The following is a 20,608-nucleotide window of genomic DNA, read 5'->3' as shown; positions in this document are numbered from 1 at the left end:
GACGGCGTGGCGCGCAGGATCACCGGACGAAGCCACGGCGATCCGCGCACCGCCGACACCCGGGCCAAGGTCAAGGACGACTACCGGCCCTCGCGTGACGAAATCCTGCGCTACATCGCCGAAAACCCAGATCGCGCCGGAAAGCGCGACATCGCCAAGGCGTTCGCGCTGCGCGGCGACGACCGCATCTGGCTGAAGGATCTCCTGCGCGACTTGCAGGACGAAGGCGTTCTGACCAAGGAGCGCAAGCGGCTGGCCCGGGTCGGCGCCCTGCCCCATGTCGCCGTGCTCGACATTTTTGGCCGCGACGCCGATGGTATCTTGCTGGCGCATCCGGCCGAGCCCGTTGGTCCGGGCGAACCTCCCGTGGTCTCGATCCGCGTTTCGCGTGGGGGCAACGGACCGGCGCCAGGCATTGGCGACCGCGTGCTGGCCAAGACGTTTCCGACCGATGATCCATCAGGCCCCGCCTATACCGGCCGGGTGATGAAGATCTTCGAGAAGCGCGCGGACGCCGTCCTCGGTGTCTTCCGCGTGCTTCAGGACGGCACTTTCCGCATCGAGCCGGTGGAACGGCGCCAGCCGGAATTGATCGTCGACAAGGAATTCCAGAACGGCGCCAAAAATGGCGACCTGGTCGAGGTCGAGCCCGCGCGCGCCTCGCGCTATGGGCTGCCGCGCGCCAAGGTGCTCAACGTGCTGGGTTCGCTGACCAGCGAAAAGGCGGTCTCGATGATCGCCATCCACGCGCATGACATTCCGCACATTTTTCCGGCCGACGTCATCGCCGAATCCGAGGCGGTGAAGCCGGCGACGCTTGCCCATCGCGAGGATTGGCGCGACCTGCCGCTGGTCACCATCGATCCGGCCGACGCCAAGGATCATGACGACGCCGTCTTCGCCACGCCTGACCTCGACGAGAAAAATCTCGGCGGCTTTATCGCCACCGTCGCGATCGCCGACGTCGCCACCTATGTCCGCTATGGCACCGCGCTCGACCGCGAGGCACTGAAGCGCGGCAATTCGGTCTATTTCCCGGATCGCGTCGTGCCGATGCTGCCCGAGCGCATCTCCAATGATCTCTGCTCGTTGCGGGAGGGCCAGGATCGGCCGGCTCTGGCGGTACGCATGACCTTCTCCGCCGACGGCCGCAAGATCAGGCATTCCTTTCATCGCGTCATGATGAAATCGGCGGCCAAGCTCGCCTACAGCCAGGCCCAGGCAGCGATCGACGGCGTGCCGGACGACAAGACCGGCCCGATCCTCGACACCGTGCTGAGGCCGCTGTGGGATGCCTATGCGATCCTCAAGCGCGGCCGCGACAGCCGCCAGCCGCTCGAGCTCGACCTGCCGGAGCGCAAGATCCTGCTCAAACCGGATGGCACGGTCGACCGCGTCATCGTGCCGGAGCGGCTCGACGCCCACAAGCTGATCGAAGAATTCATGATCCAGGCCAATGTCGCGGCCGCCGAAACGCTGGAGGGCAAGAAGCAGGCGCTGGTCTATCGCATCCACGACGCGCCGTCGCTGGCCAAGCAGGAATCGCTGCGCGAATTCCTGCAGACGCTCAGCCTGTCATTGGCGCGCGGCGCCCAGATGCGGCCCAGCCAGTTCAACGGCATTCTGGAGCGCGTGCGCGGCGCCGACAACGAGGCGCTGGTCAACGAAGTGGTGCTGCGCTCGCAGAGCCAGGCCGAATATTCACCCAAGAACATCGGCCATTTCGGCCTCAACCTCAGGCGTTACGCGCATTTCACCTCGCCGATCCGCCGCTACGCCGACCTGATCGTGCATCGCGGGCTTATTGCCGCGCTCGGCCTCGGTCCAGGCGGACTGACGCAAGATGAGGAGGCTCGCCTCGAAGACGTCGCCGTGCTGATCTCCGGCACCGAACGGCGCGCAATGGCAGCCGAGCGCGACACGGTCGACCGGCTGATCTCCGCCTATCTCGCCGAGCGCATCGACGACCGCTTCGACGCCCGCATCTCCGGAGTCACCAAATCAGGACTTTTTGTCCAATTGCCGCAGTATGGCGCCGATGGTTTCATCCCTGTGTCAACTCTGGGCGGCGATTATTATATATACGACGAAACGGCCCGCTCCCTGTTCGGGGAACGCTCGGGCAAGGGCTACCAGCTCGCTGACCGCGTCGAGGTCCGGCTCGTCGAGGTGGCGCCGATGGCCGGCGCGATGCGCTTCGAGATGTTGACCGACCCAAAGCCCCTGCCAGGCTCCAGCAGGTCGTTTCACAAGGCTAAGGGCCGCGCCCGTGCGTCGCAATCGCGACCGGGGTCGCGCGGCAGGAGACGATGATGGAACAACAGGTTTTTGGCGGCGAACATCACTCAGGCCGGATTGCCCGCCCGTTGTGGACGGCGATGAAGCGGGGCCTCTTGGGCCGCTGCCCGAATTGCGGCGAAGGCAAGCTCTTCCGCGGTTTCACCAAGACCGTCGAAACCTGCGGCGTCTGCGGCGAGGAGGTTCATCACCATCGCGCCGACGATTTGCCTGCCTATCTCGTCATCGTCATCGTCGGCCACATCGTTCTCGGCGCCTTCATGGGTATCGAGGCGACCTCGACGCTCTCCACCTGGCAGCACATTGCCATATGGGTGCCTTTGACCATCCTGCTGTCGGTCGCGCTGTTGCAGCCTGTCAAGGGCGCCGTCATCGGATTGCAATGGGCATTCTATATGCACGGATTTGGTGGCGAAAAGGATGTGATCGAGCCGCATCCCGGCGCCTGAAATGTCGGCTGGCGCAACATGCCAATCGTTAGGGCCACTTTCGCATGCAAGAAGTTTCCGCTAGGTCCTGCGCATGGAAGCAATGACCAAGGCGGATGCCGACAAGCTCGACAAGGGTCTTGCCACGCATGGCGGCCGTCCCTTGCGTCCGCGTGACGCCGCGACTCTCATCCTTCTCGACCGCAACGGCGACGACGTCCTGGTGCTGATGGGACGCCGCCACGCCGCGCATGCCTTCATGCCCGGGAAATTCGTCTTCCCCGGCGGCCGCACCGACCCTGCCGACAGCCGCATCCCGACGGCGACGGCACTTAACCAGCACGAAGAAGCCAAGCTGACGGCCGGCCCCGGCCGCACCAGTCACGCCCGCGCCCGCGCCATCGCTTTGTCGGCGGTCCGCGAGACCTACGAGGAAGCCGGGCTGCTGATCGGCCGCAAAGGCGCCTTTGCCACGACCAGGCGCGACTGGCAGGGTTTCGTCGAACATGGCGTGGCACCGTCGCTGGAGGCATTGCGCTTCGTCGCGCGCGCCATCACCCCGCCGAACCGGGTGCGCCGCTTCGACACCCGCTTCTTCAGTGCCTGGCGTGGCGACGTCGCCATCGAATTGCCCGATGGCGGCCCGACCAACGAACTGGAGGAACTGGTCTGGCTGCCGCTCGCCAAGGCCAAGCAGGCTGACATACCCGACATCACCCGAATGATCCTGGACGAGCTTGAAAAGCGGCTCGCCAATGATCCACTGCTGCGTCCGGGCGGCCCTGTCCCCTTCTACAGGCTTGTCCGCAACCGCTTCACCCGCGAACTTCTCTAGAGCAATTCCAGGAAAAGTGTGACGCGGTTTTCCGTCCGGAATTGCGTAAGATCAAACAGACAGAGTATTCAGCATCTCATGACGGTCGATACCCAACCAAAGGGCGACGAACGCGTACACTGGCTGCCGATGGTGGCGGCGATCTCGTCGATCAGCGTCGTCGGCATTGCCATCGGCCTCGGCATGCCGCTGCTCAGCGTCATCCTGGAAACACGCGGCCATTCGGCCTCGATGATCGGCCTCAACACGGCCGTCGCCGGTCTCGCCTCGATCGCCGGAGCGCCGCTCGCCACGCCGCTTGCCATGCGCTTCGGCGTCGCCTGGACCATGATCGCCATGATCGCCGCCGGCGCGCTGGCCTTCGTCGGTTTCCATTTCGCGCCCGATTTCTGGATGTGGTTCCCGCTGCGTATCGTGCTGCACATCGCGCTGACGGTGCTGTTCATCCTGTCCGAATTCTGGATCAGCACATCGGCGCCGCCACACCGGCGCGGCCTCGTGCTTGGCATCTACGCCACCGTCCTGTCGCTCGGTTTTGCCGCGGGGCCGTGGCTGTTCGCCCACCTCGGCAGTTCCGGCTTCAGGCCGTTCGGCGTCATCATCGCCCTGGTGACGCTGGCCGCCATACCGGTGCTGGCCGCGCGCAACGAAAGCCCCACCATCGTGGCGAACAGCGAAACCAGCCACTTCCTGCGCTACATCTGGCTGGTGCCGACCGCGACTTTCGCCGTGCTTGTGTTCGGTGCGGTCGAGACCGGCGGCTTCGCGCTGTTCCCGGTCTACGGCAACCGCATCGGCTACTCCGAGGCCGATGCGGCGCTGCTGCTGACCATGATCGGCCTTGGCAATGTGCTGCTGCAGATCCCGATCGGCATGATCAGCGACCGCGTCACGGACCGGCGCTATCTGCTGCTCGCCTGCGCCGCGGTCGGTCTCGCCGGCACGATGTTCATGCCGTTCTTTGCCGCGAACTGGCACTTGATGGCTGCCCTGCTTTTCGTTTGGGGCGGTTTCGTCGCGGCCATGTACACGATCGGCCTCGCCCATCTCGGTTCGCAGCTTTCCGGCCACGAACTGGCGTCGGCCAATGCCGCTTTCGTGCTGTGCTACGGCGTCGGCATGGTGCTTGGCCCGCAGGCGATCGGCATCGGCATGGACAGTTTCGGGCCTTCCGGCTTTGGCTGGTCGCTCGGCCTGTTCTTCGCCGCCTACATCGCCCTGGTCTGCTTCAGGCTCGTCCGCAAGATCCTCCTGTAGAGCCCAACCAATCGTTTATCGGCACTGTGCAGCGGCAGGCTGCTGACAGAACCGTGTCAGCAGCCACCGGTTAAAAGGGTGTCCTAAAACACCCCTGAACCGAGGACACTCCGATGATCGACAGCGGTTTTGAAACCACTTCGCTGCGAATGACGCTCCTTCTGCTCGTCAGCTTCCAGGCTCCGGCTGCCGACGTCGACCGCATCATGGATGCGGTGGTGGCGATCGCACCGCTCGCCATGGGCAAGTATGACCGCAATGCGTACCAGTCGGCGCATGGCATCGAGCGCTACAGGCCACTGGAAGGGGCCGCGGCCGGCGCCGAGACCGAATTGCGCCGCCGCCCGGGCACGGTCGAGGTTTCATTCGAATTGCCTGATGACCAAGCGCTGGCAGCCCGCGTCGTCGAGGCGATTTTCCAGGCGCATTCCTATCAGGAGCCGGTGATCCGCATCCAGCCGATCCTTGCCAGCCGCTCCAAGGGGCTGGACGACCGCGCCAATCCGAATCGCTGGTGGAATACGACCGGAGACTGGAAGAGGGTTGCGGTATCAGAGGTGGAAACCGCCTGATTTATGTTCCCAGCCTCCTTTGGCTGGCGATAAAAACCGGACAATTCATGTGCTACCTAATCCGGACAACTCATGTGCTTACGACAATGGGGGACGCCGGGCTTGACTTTCCAGGCACGTTCTTTATGTGTCGCGCCAAGTTTCCCGCGTCCGGGTGTTTTCCCCGTGCTCCAGCGGCCAAAACTCCACGAACATAACGGACTGAGATCATGGCCAAAGCCGCAAACATCAAGATCAAGCTTCTGTCGACCGCCGACACCGGTTTCTTCTACGTCACCAGCAAGAACAGCCGTACCAAGACCGACAAGCTGTCGTTCCGCAAGTACGACCCGGTCGCCAAGAAGCACGTCGAATTCAAGGAAACCAAGATCAAGTAATCTGGGTTTTTCCTCTGGAATGCCGAAACGCCGCCCATCGGGCGGCGTTTTCGTTTCGTTTGCAAGGCGGAAGGCTGCGGGCTGAGTTCCCTCGGCCCTGGATGAATTCATTCAGCCGATTCGATCGCCGCTTTTCGGATCGAACAGATGCAGCGACGCCGGATCCGCCGCCAGCCGCACCAAGTCGCCGGGCTTCACGGCCGCGCGGCCCATGGCAAAGACGCAAAGCTGCTGGCCGGCCAGTTTGACGTAGAACTGCGTCGACAGGCCGAGCGGCTCCACCACTCCCACTTCGCCCTGCAGGGCGCCGTCATCGGCGAGCCCGATATGCTCGGGGCGCAGCCCGACGGTGATGACGTCGCCATCCCTGAGCGGCAGGCCGTCCGGCAGCCGAAGCTTCTGGCCATCGGACAACACGGCATCCGCCTGGCCGCCCTTCTCCACCGTCGCCGGCAGGAAATTCATCCCCGGAGAGCCGATGAAGCCGGCGACGAACATGTTGGCCGGCCGGTCATAGAGATCGAGCGGCGCGCCGACCTGCTGGATCAGCCCGTCATGCATGACGACGATGCGGTCGGCCATGGTCATAGCCTCGATCTGGTCGTGGGTGACGTAGACAGAGGTGGTCTTCAACTGCTGGTGCAGCGCCTTGATCTCGGCGCGCATGTGAACACGCAGCTTGGCGTCGAGGTTCGACAGCGGCTCGTCAAACAGGAAGACTTTCGGATCGCGCACGATGGCACGGCCCATGGCGACACGCTGGCGTTGGCCGCCGGACAGTTGTCGCGGCAGGCGTTGCAGGAACGTATCGAGCCCCAGCCGCTTGGCCGCGCCATCGACGCGAGCATCGATCGCCGGCTTCTCGGCCTTCTTCAGCATCAGGCTGAAGCCCATGTTCTTCGACACGTCCATATGCGGATAGAGAGCATAGGACTGGAACACCATGGCGATGTCGCGGTCCTTGGGCGCGACATCGTTGACCAGCCGATCGCCGATGCGTATCTCGCCGCCAGAGGCTTCCTCGAGCCCGGCGATCATGCGCAAAAGCGTGGACTTGCCGCAGCCGGACGGTCCGACCAGGACGACGAACTCGCCATCGGCGATCTCGAGATCGACCGCGTGCAGGACGCGCACGGCGCCATAATCCTTACGGACCTTTTCGAGCGTGACAGAGGCCATCGATCTATCCTTTGACCGCGCCGGCGGTCAGGCCGGTGACGAGATAACGTTGCAGGAAGGCGAAGAAGATGCAGACCGGGATCAGCGCCAGGATGGACGCCGCCATCATCTGCCCCCAGTCGACGGCGAACTTGCCGATGAAGGTGAGCAGGCCGACCGCGAAGGTCTTCTGGTCGTCGCTGGAAATCAGCATCAGCGCGAACAGGAGCTCGCTCCAGGCGGCGGTGAAGACGAAGCCCAGTGTCGCGCCCATGCCGGGCAGCGTCAGCGGCACGATCACCCGGCGCATCGCTTGCGCGCGGGTACAGCCGTCGATCATCGCCGCCTCTTCGAGGTCCTTCGGGATGCCGTCGAAGAAAGACTGCATTAGGAAGGTGGCGAAGGCGGTGTTGAAGGCGGTGTAGATGATGATCAGCCCGGTCAGGCTGTTGATCAGGCCGATCTGACCCATCACGCGATAGATCGGCGGAATGACCATCACCAGAGGAAAGGTCTGGGTCAAAAGCAGCATCAACGCCAGTGCCGCCTTGCCGCGAAAGGTAAAGCGCGACATCGCGTAGCCGGCGAGCGTGGAGATGATCGTCACCAGGGCCGCCGTCGACACCGAGACGATGACGCTGTTGAGGAAATAGCGCGGGAAATCGGTGGCCTCCAGCACGGTGACGAAATTCTGCAACGTCATGTGCGACGGCCAGAAGGTGATGCCTTCGGAATAGAGCAGCCGCTCCGGCGTGACCGAGATCTTCAGCGTCCAGTAGATAGGGAACAAGGCGAAGACCACATAGGCGGCGATCGCGGCGTAAAGGCCGATGCCGCCGAAGAAGCGCTGCGGGGCTGAGCGTCCAGCGATCATCAGACGTGCCTCACAAGGGAGCGGCGGATCGCGATCAGCCCGATCGCATAGGCGATGAGCAGGACGAGCAGCAGCACGGCCACAGCCGAGGCATAGCCCTTGTCCAGTGACTTGAAGGCGCTGACATAGATGTAGACCGGCACCGTGTTGGTCGAGCCGGCCGGTCCGCCCTCCGTCATGACGAAGATCAGATCGGCGAAGGTGGCGATCCAGATGGTGCGCAACATCACCGTGATGGCGATGGTCGGCGCCAGGAACGGCAGCGTGACCTTGGTGAAACGTTGCAACGGGGAAGCGCCGTCGATCGCCGCCGCCTCATGCAGCTCCGAGGGGATAGACTTCAGCGCCGCCAGCAACGTTATGGCGAAGAACGGAATGCCGAACCAGACATTGGCGATGATCGGCCCCCACATCGCGGTGGCCGGATCGGACAGCACATTGGTCGGTTCGGCTTTCAGCCCCAAGGCGAACAGCCAGTGCGGCAGCGGCCCGACGATCGGGTTGAACAACCAGGCCCAGGTCAGCCCCGACAGGAAGGAGGGCACCGCCCAGGGCAGGAAGACCAGCGCCTGCACGGCCTTGCGGCCCCGAAACGGCTTGTCGAGCAGCAGCGCCAGGCCAAGGCCGAGGAAGAATTGGAAGAACAGGCTGGCCACCGTCCACCACAACGTGTTGATCAGCGCCTGGCCCAGCACCTGATCCGACAGCATCGCCTGATACTGCCCGAGCCCGACATATTCCGACTTGAAGGCAGAGAATTTGCGGAAGGAGTAGCTGATGCCGATGACCAGCGGCACGAGCAGCACCACGACCAGCAGGATGATCGCCGGGCTGAGATAAAGCCAGGGCTCGATGGCAGCGTGTGTGAGCCACTTACGTCGCGGCTTGCCGACAGATCGTATTTCGGACACGGCATAGGTCATTGGCTGTGGAACGTCCTCTGGGAGCGCGGCGTTGGCGACAAGCGTCCTTCTCCCCGTTCAACGGGGAGAAGATGCCGGTCCACCCTCCGCAGCTGCTGCGGAGGACGGGCAGGCAGATGAGGGGCGGCGCTAGGCTGGCAGAACTTGGCGCTGCCCCTCATCCGGCCCTATCGGGCCACCTTCTCCCCGTGAACGGGGAGAAGGGACGAAAAATTACTTCTTGTTCTTCGCCAGCCAGTCCTGCTGCTCCTTTGTCAGGAAGGCAGCCCACTGGTCGGCGACGTCCTTGGCCGTCTTCTGGCCAAGCAGCACTTCCTGAAAATTCTTGATGGCCACCTGGTCGACGAAATTGCCGAGGTTTTCCAGATGCGTCGGAGGCGTCACCATTTCGTATTTGGAACTGTCGCTGAGCTCGGTGAACCAGCCCTTGAACTGCTCGGTCTTGAAATGGGGATCCTGGTCGGCGCCCTTGTGGATCGGCACGACCCCGACTTCCTTGGCCCATTCCAGATTGTCCTTTGGCGACAGAAGGGTCGCCATCAGCTTCCAGGCATCGTCCTTGTGCTGGGAATTGGCGAACATCGCCCAGCCGGCATAGCCCAGCGTCGGATAGGATTTGCCGCTTGGGCCGACCGGCAGCGGCGCCACGGCGAAATCGTCGGCGCTCATCTTGTCGGCGATGCCGAGCAGCGCGTCCGGATCCTGGTTAAGCATGGCGCAAGTACCGGAATAGAAGCCGGTGACGGTCTCGTTGAAGCCCCAGCTCACGGAATCCTTCGGCGCAAGACCGTTCTTGTACATGTCGGCTAGCATCTGCAGGCCCTTGACCGAGCCCTCTTCATTGATGGTCGAGGTGCCGTCTTCGTTGAAATAGCCGCCCTTGCCGGCGGCGATGTTCATGAACATGTGCATGCCATTGAAGGCACCCGGCCCGCCGCGCAGGCAGTAGCCGTATTTGCCGGGAATGGCCGAGATCTTCTTGGAATCGGCGACGAATTCTTCGAGCGTTGCCGGCGGGCCGTCGAGACCGGCCTCCTTGAACAGCTTCTTGTTCCAGAACAGCGCGTTCACATAGTAGCCATAGGGGATCATGAACTGGGTGTTGTTCACGGTCGAGCCGAACTGTTTGGCACGCTCGCCCAGCGTCTTGGCGTCGTCCCACTTGGCCATATAGGGGCCGAGATCCTCGAGCTGGGCATTGTTGGCGTAAAGCCCCATCCAGCGTTCCGGCATCTCGACCACGTCAGGCGTGTCGCCGGCCTGCACCATGGTCAGGAATTTTTCGAAGGCCTGCCCCCAGGGCAGCGAGACGAGCTCGACCTTGACGCCCGGATTGGCCGCCTCGAACTCGGCGATCTGCTTCTTGAGGAATTCGGTGCGTGGCGGGCTGGTGATCACCTCGACCATTTTCAGGGTCGAATCGGCCAGCGCGCTTCCGGCGGAAATCGCCAGCCCCGCAACGGTGGCAAGCATGACGGTCAGTTTTCTCATGTTCAAGACTCCCATTTTGAACCCGCTTGTTATTTTCTGGCTTTTTCGAAGGCCTGAGCGACATCCGCCCAGAGATCCTCGACATTTTCCAATCCGACATTGAAGCGGATGGTTCGGGGGCTGACGCCGAAGCGCGCCATCGAATTCAGTCCCGGCGTCTGCTCTAGCGACGCCTTGGCCGGTACGACCAGGCTCTCATGCCCGCCCCAGCTGACGCCGATGCGGAAATATCTCAGCGCGTCGACGAAGACGGGAATGTCGATGTCGTCCGTCACCTCGAAGGAGAACAACCCGCCATAGCCGGCAAGCGTCGCCTTGCCCGGATGGTTGGAATAGGCGGGGTGGTTGACCCGCTCGACATTGCCATGCGCCTTCAGCCGCTCGGCGATGGCGAGCCCGCTCTTCATGTGGTGCGGCAGGCGCAGCGGCAGCGTGCGCAGGCCGCGCAGCAAAAGCCAGGCCTCGAAAGGCGATAGCTTGCCACCGAGATAGGAATAGGTCTGCTCGTTGATGTGCTTGATATGCGCGGCCGAGCCTGCGACCACGCCGGCGACCGTGTCGCTGTGGCCACCGAGATATTTCGAGGCCGAGTGCAGCACCAGGTCGACGCCGTGCGTGATCGGCTTCTGGAAAACCGGCGTCGCCCAGGAATTGTCGATGGTGGTGACGATGCCCTGCTCTTTTGCCAGCCGGGTCAGATGCGGCAGGTCCTGGAGCTCGAACACCATCGAGGTCGGGCTTTCCAGGTAGAGCAGCTTGGCGCCGGGCAATGCCGCCGCGACCGCGTCCGGGTCGGAGCCCTCGACGTAGTCGACCTTGATGTCGAGCCGCGGCAGGAGGCGTTCGAACAGCCGGTAGGCATCGCCATAACAATTGCGCACCGCAACGATGCGCTCGCCTGCCCCGACAAAGGCAAGCACGGTGGCGCTGATCGCCGCCATGCCGCTGGAGAACCCACGTGCGGCCTCGGCGCCTTCGAGAGCCGCGACACGCGACTCGAACTCCATGACCGTCGGATTGTCGCCGCGCGAATAGATCGGCTGCTTTCGTTTGCCGGCAAACGTCTCGGCCATTTCGGCATAATTGGCGAAGGTGAACAGCGACGTCTGGTAGATCGGTGGCACGACGGCGCCACCGGGGAACGGTTCGTCATGCGCCAAGAGCGTCGCCGCCTCGGCGAGATAGTCGTGATCGAAACCGGCTGGCTGCTCGTTCATCTCAGGTCCGAAAGTTTGAGTTTGGCCGCACCGCGCTTCAGGTCGTCCTCGACGGTTGCGATGAGCTTCAGCGCCTCTGCGCGGGCGCCTTGCGGATCGCGTGCGGCGATGCGTTCGTAGATGGTGCGGTGATAGGGAAAGCTGGCATGGCCGAAATCGCGCACGCCGAGCGGATGCTCCCAGAAGCGATGGAACAGTTCGTGCATGGCGGCGATAATCTGTTCGAACAGCGGATTGCCGGAGACCCGGTAGATCGCCTGGTGGAATTCCCAGTCCTCTTCCGACGACATGCCGTCAAGGGTGCGAAACGCCTGCTCCATGATATCAAGCTTGCGTTCGATCTCGGCAATGTCGGCCGGCCTTGCCCGCTCGGCGCACAGCGCCGCCGCTTCCGCTTCCAGTGCGCGGCGGATTTCCAGCGTCTGCATCAGGCTGGTGAAGTCGTTGCCGCCGGCCAGCGTCAGCGGCAAATGCAGCATGTCGGGCGAGACGGCCGCCTTGAGATAGGTGCCGCTGCCTTGCCGGCGTTCGACCAGGCCCAATCCCTCCCACCGGGTCAGCGCCTCGCGCACCGTGTTGCGGCTGACCTTGAGCCGTTCGGCCAGGATGCGCTCGGTCGGCAATCGCTCGCCAGGCTGCAAGGCCTCGGCGCGGACGAAGCCCACCAATGCCTTCAGCACGGCGTCGTCGCGCGCCGTCGTCTGAATGGGTGGCAGGCTGTTCTGGTCCACATTTCCTCCAAGTGGTCCAATGGTCCAACCAATTTCTGCACAGATGAAGCCCTCCTGTCAATCGCGTGTCAGGAGACTTTCAGTCTTCGGCCCAAGGAGGTTGTGAAGCGCCATGTTCGGAAGGATGCGCGGCAGCCGGCCCGAACCATCTGGTCAACGCATCGGCCAATCCCTGTTGCGTCCCAACTCCTACCCAGGCCACGTATCCATCGGGCCGGATCAAGACAGCGTCGGGCACAGCGACCGTTCCCAGTACGGGAAGCTCCCAGGCGCCGGCATACACGGCGTCGATCTGCCGAATCCTGTCGGTCCAAGGCGCAATGTCCAGTCTGCCTGGCTCACCGAAATTGAGGAGCACCGGCCGCGCGTCGTGCAGCAAGGTAAACAGCCGCAACGGCCCGTTGGCGGTGAGCAGGTCGAGGTCGGGTATTCGCCGCCCAAGCAGCGCGTGGCCTTCGCCGAGGTCGTAATGGACACCCAGGCCGGACATGTCCGCGGCGATCCGTTTGCGTGGCCCATCCATGGCGAGCAGTTCGGCAAAGGTGTCGCCCAGAGCCTTGGTGCGTGCATCCATGCGACGGAGCGCAACCTGCGCCAGCGCGTTGCGCAGCACGCGGGCGGCGACCGGATGGCGTTCGGCATGGTAGCTGTCGAGCAGGCTGTCCGGTAATATCAGCTTGACCACCTGTGCCAGTTTCCATCCAAGGTTGACTGCGTCCTGCACACCGATGTTGAGGCCCTGTCCGCCCATTGGGGGATGGATGTGCGCGGCGTCGCCGGCCAGCAGAATACGTCTGTCGCGGTAAGCGGCAGCCTGGCGCGTCATGTCGGTGAACCGCGAAATCCAGGTCGGACTGTGGACCCCGTAATCGGTGCCATACACCGCGACGAGCGCCTCGCTGAGATCGCGCAGGGTCGGTTCGCCACCAATGGTCAGTTGTCTCTCGGTCAGCACGACACCCAGCCGGCCACCTTCCTCGACCTTGCCAATCGCATGAATACCATGGGCGTCGCTGCGAAAGCCCACTGCTGGTTCCTCCGCCATCTCGACCTCGGCGATCATCCAGCTCATCGTCGGATCCCATCCGTCGAACGCGATGCCCGCCGCCTTGCGGATCATGCTGCGTCCGCCGTCGCAGCCGACGAGATACTGCGTCCGCAACCGCTGGCCACCGGACAGCTCGACATCGACGCCACCGTCATCCTGTGCAAAACCCGTGACGTCCTGTCCGCGACAGATCGGCACTCCCAACTCGCTGATCCAGTCGGCCAATATCCGCTCGATATGGTTTTGCCGCAGCGCCAGCAGATAATTGTGCCGCGTGGGAAAATCGCTGACATCCAGCCGGATCATGTGGAAGCTGACGGACGGCGATCGCTGTCCCTGCGATAGGAATCGGTCGGCAATTCCGCGCTGGTCGAGCACCTCGATGGTGCGTGCGTGCAGGCCACCCGCGCGCGAGCCGATGAGTTCCTGGTTCGGGCGCCGCTCGACAATGGCCACATCGACGCTTGCCAATGCGAGTTCGCCAGCCAGCATCAACCCGGTCGGACCGCCTCCGACGATCACCACCGCGTGGTCCCGACGCACTTGGCCTCCTGGCAACCATTCCGGCATTTCGCCACTCCCGTTTCCGTTAATTTGGGTCGTGGTTTTACGGGAACAGCCAGGTCTTGCCGCAAGCCCCTTGTGCGCCATATCTACGAAATTGAGGGGATAGCTTTTCTCCTTCCCTTTTTAGTACGGCAGTGAAAAGTCGCGGCGCTGCGAAGTGACGGCTCACGCGGGGCGCAACGGAAGCCGTTACAAGCCAGGAAAGCGTTCCTTCAGACCCTGCCGCGCACAAAATAGCCCCGGCACTTCCGGGGCTTGACGCAGATTCCTAATGTCGTGTCGGACAAAGGGGGCCGGTCGGCGTTTGGCAGCGGTACGAGGAGGCCACTATGTGCCAGCGCCGGCCGGCCGACCCCACGGACCCAGGAGATGCGGCGGACCTGAGCATCATGGGGTATTCCTGAGGGACCGAGCCGGCGATCTACCCTCGTGCCGGCTTCGTCTTGCCTGCACATTTGCGCAAGAGCTTATGAAAATCAACAGTTTCTTAACCAAGGCTCGCGAATCGCTTGGATTAAGGTAAATGGGTAACCCTCTTGGGTCGACGGGCCGGCCCGGCCGTCAGGCCGCCTTGGCAACGACGCGGTTGCGGCCGCCGCTCTTGGCTTCGTAGAGCGCGAGATCGGCGCGCTTCATCAGCGCCGCCACCGTATCCACGCCCTTCAGCACCGATGACACCCCAACGCTGACGGTGACCTCGATCGTCTTGCCGTCGGCACCGATGGCGAACGGCATCTGGGCGATTTCGGCGCGGATGCGCTCGGCCACCTTCTCGGCCACGGTGCCGTCGGTGTCCGGCATCACCACCACGAACTCCTCGCCGCCGAACCGGCAGGCAAGGTCGATACCCCTGACATTCTTGCGCAGCCGCCGCGCGAATTCGCGCAACACCTCGTCGCCGCCGTCATGGCCATGCGTGTCATTGATAGACTTGAAGCGGTCGAGATCGGTGATCATCACCGACAGCGGCCGGCGCCGCGCCACGGCGCGGTCGAACAGCGTCTGCAGATGGCTGTCGAGATAGCGGCGGTTGTGCAGACCGGTCAGGCCATCGGTCACGGCCATTTCGATGGTCTGGGTGACGCTGGCGCGCAATTGGTCATTGTAGCGCTTGCGGCGCACCTGGGTGCGCAGCCGCGCCGTCAGTTCCTGCTGGTCGATCGGCCGCATCAGATAGTCGTTGATGCCGAGTTCAAGCCCACGGATGATGCGCTCATCCTCGCCCTCCTCCGCCAAAAGGATGATCGGCACGAAACGGGTGCGGTCGAGCGAGCGCAGTTGCGAGCAGAGCCTGAGCGGATCGAAGTCGGCGAAGGCCGTCGAGATCATCACGCATTCATAGGGGGTTTCGGCGGCCTGGAAGAACCCGGCATGCGGATCGCCGGTGACGTCGACGTCGGCACGTTCGCGCAACATCTTCTGGATGCGCTCGACCGACGATTTGCGCTCGTCGATCAGAAGCACTTTCGGCGTGGTATCCTGGGACGCGAAATTGCGGCTCAAAAGTTCTTCGATGCCGATGTTGCGTGTGGTCGAGGCGCGCAGCCGAAGCTCGTCGGTCAGCGACTTCAGGCGGACAAGGCTCTTGACGCGCGTCATCAGTTGCAGGTCGTTGACCGGCTTGGTCAGGAAGTCGTCGGCGCCGGCCTCCAGCCCGCGCACGCGGTCGGAAACCTGGTCGAGAGCCGTGATCATCACCACCGGAATGTGCGACGTCGCCGGATCGCTCTTCAGCCGCCGGCAGACCTCGAACCCGTCCATATCGGGCATCATCACGTCGAGCAGCACGACATCGATTTTGCCGTTCTCGCAGGTCTCGATCGCGTCGGGCCCGTTGGTGGCGGTCAGCACCTCGAAATATTCGGCAAGCAGCCGGACTTCCAGCAGCCTCACATTGGCAGGGATGTCGTCGACGACGAGGATCCGCGCGGTCATTTCACAAGGCTCCGGCTCGGCTGGAAGGGAACATCAGGCATCGCCCAGATAGGATTTGATGGTTTCGATGAAGCGCGGCACCGAGATCGGCTTCGAAATATAGGCCTCGCAGCCACCTTGGCGGATGCGCTCCTCGTCGCCTTTCATCGCGAAAGCAGTCACGGCAATGACCGGGATGACATGCAAATCATCGTCCTCCTTCAGCCATTTGGTCACTTCCAGCCCCGACACTTCTGGCAGTTGGATATCCATCAGGATGAGGTCCGGCCGGTGCTGGCGCGCCAGGTCGAGCGCTTCCAGGCCGTTGCGGGTGCGCACCGTCTCGTAACCGCTTGCTTCGATGAGGTCCCGAAAGAGCTTCATATTGAGCTCGTTGTCCTCGACGATCATGACCTTCTTAGGCATCGAAATCCCGTCCCGGCCGTCCTCCGCCCGGAGGTGGCCGTCATGCGCTCTTTCCTTGGACGCACCAAACCCTGCTCCACGATACGGCAATATGATTGACGAAACGGAAACCCGCGGCCTGCAAAGCACCACGAATTCCGCCCTCGCCTCCCACGCGTCTAAAAGGCGCGCCACACTCTAATGGCTTGCCGCAAGCAACTCTTGCCATTACTGCGGGAGAGACTCATTCCACACACCGAAGGTAGTGATGGCAAACGCAGCGTCAATGCGCGAAGAGGCCGAAACCATTGCCGTAAAGGCATTGGGCTTCGTTGCCGCGGATCCGGAGCTTTTGCCGCGCTTTCTGGCGATCACGGGAATAGAGGCGCATTCGATCCGCAGGGCGGCCGGCGAGCCGGGTTTCCTCGCCGGCGTCCTGCAGTTCATCCTCGCCCACGAGCCGACTTTGATGCGCTTCGCCGAGGAAACCGGCATCCCGCCGGCGGCTGTCGGCAAGGCGTTGCGCGCCTTGCCGCTTGGCGACGACAATCACGAGCGTTCCACATGAGCGATGATCCCGAAACCGCGCGGCAGATCGAGGAACTGGCGGCCGACGACCGGCCGCTGCTGGTACTCGACGTCGACGACGTGGTGCTCGAATTCATCCGCCCGTTTCCGCATTTTCTCAAGGAGCGCGGCTATGGCCTGACCCTGGCTTCCTTCCGGCTGACCGGCAACATTGCAGAAACGGCCAGCGGTCGCCTGATCGAACAACCCGAGGTCACGGCACTCCTGGGCGATTTCTTCGACGCGCAAGCCGATTGGCAGGGCATCGCGGATGGCGCCGCGGAAGCTTTGACGGAGCTCGGAGACCGGGCGGAAATCATATTGCTGACGGCCATGCCGCACAGGCATCGTGGCGTGCGCCGCGCCCACCTCGACGCCCTCGGACTAAGCTACCCGCTGCTGACCACCGAAATGGCCAAGGGTCCGGCGGTGGCCAAGCTGCGCGGCAAGACCGGCAGGCCCGTGGTCTTCGTCGACGACCAGCCAGCCAATCTGGCGTCGGTGCGGGACTCGGTCGCCGACGCAAATCTTTTCCATCTAATGGCCGACAATTCGCTGCGCGCGTTCCTGCCATCTGTCCCGGACGATGTCATCGTCGTCCAGGATTGGCACGAAGCCGCGCCTAAGATCGCTGGCGCGCTGGGGTTCTAATCTAAGCGTTTTGGTGCGATCCCGGACGGAAAACCGGGGCGCAATTTTTCCTGGAATTGCTCGAAGGCAGAACCCTCAAGGCTTGAGCTTCGCCCCTGCCCCGCCGTTAGCGCTGCCGCCATTATCGCTGCCGCCATTGTCGCTGCCGCTCTCGTCCGAGCCGTCACCGTCGTCGACGCTGTCGTCCACCGCCGGGTCGGCGGGCTTCAGCATGACGCCATTGACGGCGACCGATCCGTCGGCCTTGGTATCGATGACCCATTCCAGCTTGCCGTCCGGCAGCGTCTTGGCAAAACCCTTCGCCATGAGGGCAACAGGCACGTACTGCCCGACCTCCGGCTCCGCTTTCGCCGCTTCCTGCAGGTGCTCCATGATCTTGTCGAAGCCGGCGACATCGACAGTGAGATTGGCGTCGGGTTTCTGGCCGAAGCTTGTCATCTCACCTTCCAGCGCGATCTCCATGTCCTTGTTCTTCACGGTGCTGTGGCCGATGACAACCTTCGGCGTCTTAGCCAGGAATTCGGCTTTGAGCTGGTCGCCGAATTCGGCCGGCAGCGGCGGATCCTGATTGAGATCAAAGGCTTCGATCGCCTTCTTCGCCATGCTGTCGAGATCGATGTTGGCGCCGCCGAAATTCAGGTCGATATCGGTGGGCAGCAGGGCCACGCTCCAGCTCGGCAAGAGCTGCTGCGGCACGGTCAGCCCCGAAGCCTTGATGCCATAGCTGACCTTGCCGTTCTGGGCGACCCCATCGGAACCGAACGCTATGCCGAACTGGGTTGCCCCAAACGTGCCGATCGGGCTGTCGACCGCGAAATCCTTGAAGCCATAGGTTCCGTCGATACGCTCCCACACCGGAAGTGCTGCAAGCAGAAGCGACTTGAGCTGCGCCTGGTTTGCCTTCAGCGTCTTCTCGTCCTCATTGGCCACGCCAAACGCCAGGAGGTCGAGCAGAGGCTTGGTCTGGACGCCCTTGCCGCTGGCCTCCACAGAAAATTCCGGCGACTTCACGGTAACGGGAAAATTCAGTCCGCTCTCGGGATCATTGAATTTTATCGCTTCGACGAAGTTCGAAATCTTTTGCGATGTCGTGAAATCGACGCCGCCATTGGCCGCCTTGGTCGCGGAAAGCGTCACGGTGCCGGCACCGGCGCTCGCCTCCATCTGCTGCTTGCTATCCTGCGACGACATCGTCATCCCGGCCATCGAGCTTGTGGCGCTGGTGAAGGCCGCCAGCTTGGGGTCATAAACGCCGCTGCCCTTGCCGTCCTTGATCGAGAATTGCGTGCTTTGCTTTCCCTGGGGGCCGTTGAATTCGAAGGACGCGCTCTGCGAAAAATCCATCGAGACATCCCAGGACCCATCACTGCGCGGCTTGACCAGCAGGGCGTAGGGCGCAAAGTCGAATTTCATCAGCTTCTGGTCGGGAAAGCTGCTGGCAAGCGCCTTGAAATCGAACACGATCTTGTAGGCGTCGCCTTCGGCCGAAACCTTCAGAATACCCTTGTCGAGCGCCTGTTTGCCGACATAGCGGGACAGGTCATCGGACAATTGCTTGGCGCCCTGGCTGTCGACGGTCTGGCCGAAAGCAGGCGCACTGAGCAGAAGCGCGGTAAAGGCAACTGGCAACATACGGTTCACGGGAATTCTCCGTTCGATCGAAGGCAAAATTCGTCTCGTATCTCTGGTAGGGAAATACCATCACGACTGCAAGACGATGACAGTCAGGCATTCGGCTTCAACACCAGCCGCATCGGCGGCGGATGGTTCGTCGACCAGCCGCGCAATCTGGCACCGCTGCAGAATCAAGGATTCAGTTTCGCCCCGCCCCCACCGCTACCGTGATCGGCCGGCTTCAATATGGCGCCATTGACCATCACGGAGCCGTCGGGCTTGGCATTGATGACCCACTCCATCCTGCCGTCCGGCAACGTCTTGGCAAATCCTTTGACGGCCAATGCGAAGGGGAAATATCGGGCCGCTTCCGGTTCGGTTTTAGCCGCCGTCTGCAAGGTCGCAACGATCTTGTCGTAGCCCGCGACATCGACGGTCATGGTTGCATCTGGCTTCTGGCCGGGGAAGGTCACTTCGCCTTCTAGCGCAATCTCCGTGCCTCCATTCTTGAAAAGGCTGTGACCGACGATGAATTTTGGTGTGTTGGCCATGAAGTAGGCCTTGATCTGATCGCGGAACCCCGCCGGCAGCGGTGGGTTCTTGCCGAGATCGAATGTAGCGATCGTCTTTCTCGCCATGCTGTCGAGGTCAATGTTGGACCCGCCGAATTTCAGATCAAGCTCGGTGGGAAGTATTGCGGCGATCCAGCCGGGTATGACCTCGGGGAAGGTCAAGCCAGAGGCTTTGATTGCGTAATCGAGCTTGCCATTCCGGGCGACGCCATCGGCCTCGAACGCGGTGCTCAGTTGCGCCGCGCCCCAATTGCCCGCGTATGTATCAAAGGCAACGTTCTTGAACGAATAGGTTCCGGCCAACCGGTCCCAGAGCGGCAGCGCGGCGAGCAGAAGCGCTTTGAGTTCCGCCTGGTCGGCTTTCAGCCGCGCCTCATCTTCATGGGCGACGGCGAACGCCAACAGGTCCAGGAACGGCCTTGTCCGTATCGCTTTGGCGGTTACATCCACGACGAGGTCCGAAGCTTTGATCGCTCCAACAGCCCGGTCGTCGATTTTAACCGTTTCGACCAAGTCGGCTATCGCCCGCGTCACCTTGAGATCGACACCACCGTTCGCCGACTTGCTGGCGCCGAACTTGGAAGTGCTCGAGCCGATGCCGAGTTCCGTTACTTGCCTGGGCATGCGCGACGTCACCGTCATGCCTGCTATCGAACTGGCGCCCTCGGCAAATGCCGCCAGCTCAGGATCGTAGACACCCGTGAACTTGCCGTCCTTGATGACGATCTGCGCGCTTGTCTGACCATTCGGATCATCTACTTGAATTGACCCGCTGGTCGAAAAATCCGAGGAGACGTCCCAGTTGCGGTCGCCGCGAGGTTTGACCAGCAGCGTGTAAGGCGGGAAATCGAACTTCGGCGGATCCTGTTTCAGCAAGCCGGCGGCGATCGCCTTCAAATCGAAGGTGATCTTGTAGGCATCGCCTACGACCGAGACCTTCAAAATGCCCTCGTTGAGCACCTGCTTCCCGACATAGCGTGACAGCTCATCGGAAAGCTGCTTTGCGCCCCGATTGTCGACGGTCTGCCCCCAGGCAGGCGCAACCAGAGCAAAACCAAGAACAGCTGGCAGAACACGCTTCACTTTAGTCTCCCCCTTATTTCCTGATG

At 62.6% G+C, this 20,608-nt stretch carries 19 protein-coding genes; 8 read left to right on the top strand and 11 right to left on the bottom strand.

Going from position 1 to position 20,608, the window contains the following annotated elements:
• Positions 1–6 precede the first annotated feature (6 nt).
• From rnr to rpmG, 6 genes are all read left to right on the top strand, one after another.
• A complete protein-coding gene (rnr, locus tag LB536_RS03765; RefSeq protein WP_140808671.1) occupies positions 7–2,313 on the top strand; it encodes a ribonuclease R in 2,307 nt (768 codons plus the stop codon).
• The gene (locus tag LB536_RS03760; RefSeq protein ID WP_224590164.1) at positions 2,313–2,747 is read left to right on the top strand and encodes a DUF983 domain-containing protein; all 435 of its coding nucleotides are present in this window, start codon (positions 2,313–2,315) and stop codon (positions 2,745–2,747) included. Before rnr ends, LB536_RS03760 begins: the two co-directional genes overlap by 1 nt.
• Before the next feature lie 73 nt (positions 2,748–2,820).
• The gene (locus tag LB536_RS03755; RefSeq protein WP_224590163.1) at positions 2,821–3,561 is read left to right on the top strand and encodes an NUDIX hydrolase; all 741 of its coding nucleotides are present in this window, start codon (positions 2,821–2,823) and stop codon (positions 3,559–3,561) included.
• A 78-nt stretch (positions 3,562–3,639) separates the two neighbouring features.
• Positions 3,640–4,818 carry an MFS transporter gene (locus LB536_RS03750; protein ID WP_140757596.1) on the top strand — a complete coding sequence of 393 codons (1,179 nt, stop codon included), beginning with the start codon at positions 3,640–3,642 and terminating at the stop codon, positions 4,816–4,818.
• A gap of 113 nt (positions 4,819–4,931) precedes the next feature.
• Complete coding sequence (locus LB536_RS03745) at positions 4,932–5,390, top strand: hypothetical protein (protein ID WP_140757597.1); 459 nt, start codon at positions 4,932–4,934, stop codon at positions 5,388–5,390.
• 209 nt (positions 5,391–5,599) lie between these two features.
• Positions 5,600–5,767 carry a 50S ribosomal protein L33 gene (gene rpmG / locus LB536_RS03740; protein ID WP_006201775.1) on the top strand — a complete coding sequence of 56 codons (168 nt, stop codon included), beginning with the start codon at positions 5,600–5,602 and terminating at the stop codon, positions 5,765–5,767.
• Between the two features lie 111 nt (positions 5,768–5,878).
• On the opposite strand, the gene LB536_RS03735 is transcribed toward rpmG, so the two are convergent.
• The 9 genes from LB536_RS03735 to LB536_RS03695 form a co-directional block, all read right to left on the bottom strand.
• Positions 5,879–6,946 carry an ABC transporter ATP-binding protein gene (locus LB536_RS03735; RefSeq protein WP_224590162.1) on the bottom strand — a complete coding sequence of 356 codons (1,068 nt, stop codon included), beginning with the start codon at positions 6,944–6,946 and terminating at the stop codon, positions 5,879–5,881.
• A gap of 4 nt (positions 6,947–6,950) precedes the next feature.
• Positions 6,951–7,799, bottom strand: a complete 849-nt coding sequence (locus tag LB536_RS03730) for a carbohydrate ABC transporter permease (RefSeq protein WP_140757599.1) — start codon at positions 7,797–7,799, stop codon at positions 6,951–6,953.
• Complete coding sequence (locus tag LB536_RS03725) at positions 7,799–8,722, bottom strand: carbohydrate ABC transporter permease (protein WP_140757600.1); 924 nt, start codon at positions 8,720–8,722, stop codon at positions 7,799–7,801. Before LB536_RS03725 ends, LB536_RS03730 begins: the two co-directional genes overlap by 1 nt.
• A gap of 213 nt (positions 8,723–8,935) precedes the next feature.
• Positions 8,936–10,213: an ABC transporter substrate-binding protein gene (locus LB536_RS03720; RefSeq protein WP_140757601.1), complete on the bottom strand. Its 1,278-nt coding sequence runs from the start codon at positions 10,211–10,213 to the stop codon at positions 8,936–8,938.
• Between the two features lie 29 nt (positions 10,214–10,242).
• Positions 10,243–11,430: a PLP-dependent transferase gene (locus tag LB536_RS03715; protein WP_224590161.1), complete on the bottom strand. Its 1,188-nt coding sequence runs from the start codon at positions 11,428–11,430 to the stop codon at positions 10,243–10,245.
• Positions 11,427–12,161 carry a FadR/GntR family transcriptional regulator gene (locus LB536_RS03710; RefSeq protein ID WP_224590160.1) on the bottom strand — a complete coding sequence of 245 codons (735 nt, stop codon included), beginning with the start codon at positions 12,159–12,161 and terminating at the stop codon, positions 11,427–11,429. Before LB536_RS03710 ends, LB536_RS03715 begins: the two co-directional genes overlap by 4 nt.
• A 79-nt stretch (positions 12,162–12,240) precedes the next feature.
• A complete protein-coding gene (locus LB536_RS03705) occupies positions 12,241–13,779 on the bottom strand; it encodes an FAD-dependent monooxygenase (RefSeq protein WP_224590159.1) in 1,539 nt (512 codons plus the stop codon).
• Between the two features lie 558 nt (positions 13,780–14,337).
• Entirely contained in the window at positions 14,338–15,711 is a 1,374-nt protein-coding gene (locus LB536_RS03700) for a PleD family two-component system response regulator (RefSeq protein ID WP_140757605.1), read from the bottom strand.
• A gap of 33 nt (positions 15,712–15,744) precedes the next feature.
• On the bottom strand, positions 15,745–16,116 hold the full coding sequence (locus LB536_RS03695; RefSeq protein WP_006334976.1) for a response regulator: 372 nt from the start codon (positions 16,114–16,116) through the stop codon (positions 15,745–15,747).
• Positions 16,117–16,363: 247 nt separating this feature from the next.
• On the opposite strand from LB536_RS03695, the gene LB536_RS03690 reads away from it, so the two are divergent.
• A complete protein-coding gene (locus LB536_RS03690) occupies positions 16,364–16,663 on the top strand; it encodes a DUF3572 domain-containing protein (protein WP_224590158.1) in 300 nt (99 codons plus the stop codon).
• On the top strand, positions 16,660–17,313 hold the full coding sequence (locus LB536_RS03685; protein WP_224590157.1) for a DUF2608 domain-containing protein: 654 nt from the start codon (positions 16,660–16,662) through the stop codon (positions 17,311–17,313). The genes LB536_RS03690 and LB536_RS03685 overlap by 4 nt, the downstream gene beginning before the upstream one ends.
• A 75-nt stretch (positions 17,314–17,388) precedes the next feature.
• Here the strand turns inward: LB536_RS03685 and LB536_RS03680 are convergent, their stop codons facing one another.
• Both LB536_RS03680 and LB536_RS03675 read right to left on the bottom strand, forming a co-directional pair.
• Complete coding sequence (locus tag LB536_RS03680; protein ID WP_224590352.1) at positions 17,389–18,945, bottom strand: hypothetical protein; 1,557 nt, start codon at positions 18,943–18,945, stop codon at positions 17,389–17,391.
• A 173-nt stretch (positions 18,946–19,118) separates the two neighbouring features.
• Positions 19,119–20,582 (bottom strand): hypothetical protein, encoded by a 1,464-nt coding sequence (locus LB536_RS03675; RefSeq protein WP_224590156.1) that lies wholly within the window; start codon positions 20,580–20,582, stop codon positions 19,119–19,121.
• Positions 20,583–20,608 lie beyond the last annotated feature (26 nt).

The organism is Mesorhizobium sp. ES1-3 (assembly GCF_020164795.1).
Lineage (GTDB): Bacteria > Pseudomonadota > Alphaproteobacteria > Rhizobiales > Rhizobiaceae > Mesorhizobium.
The sequence above is the reverse complement of the archived record's forward strand: the minus strand, read 5'-3'. Positions and strand labels throughout refer to the sequence as shown.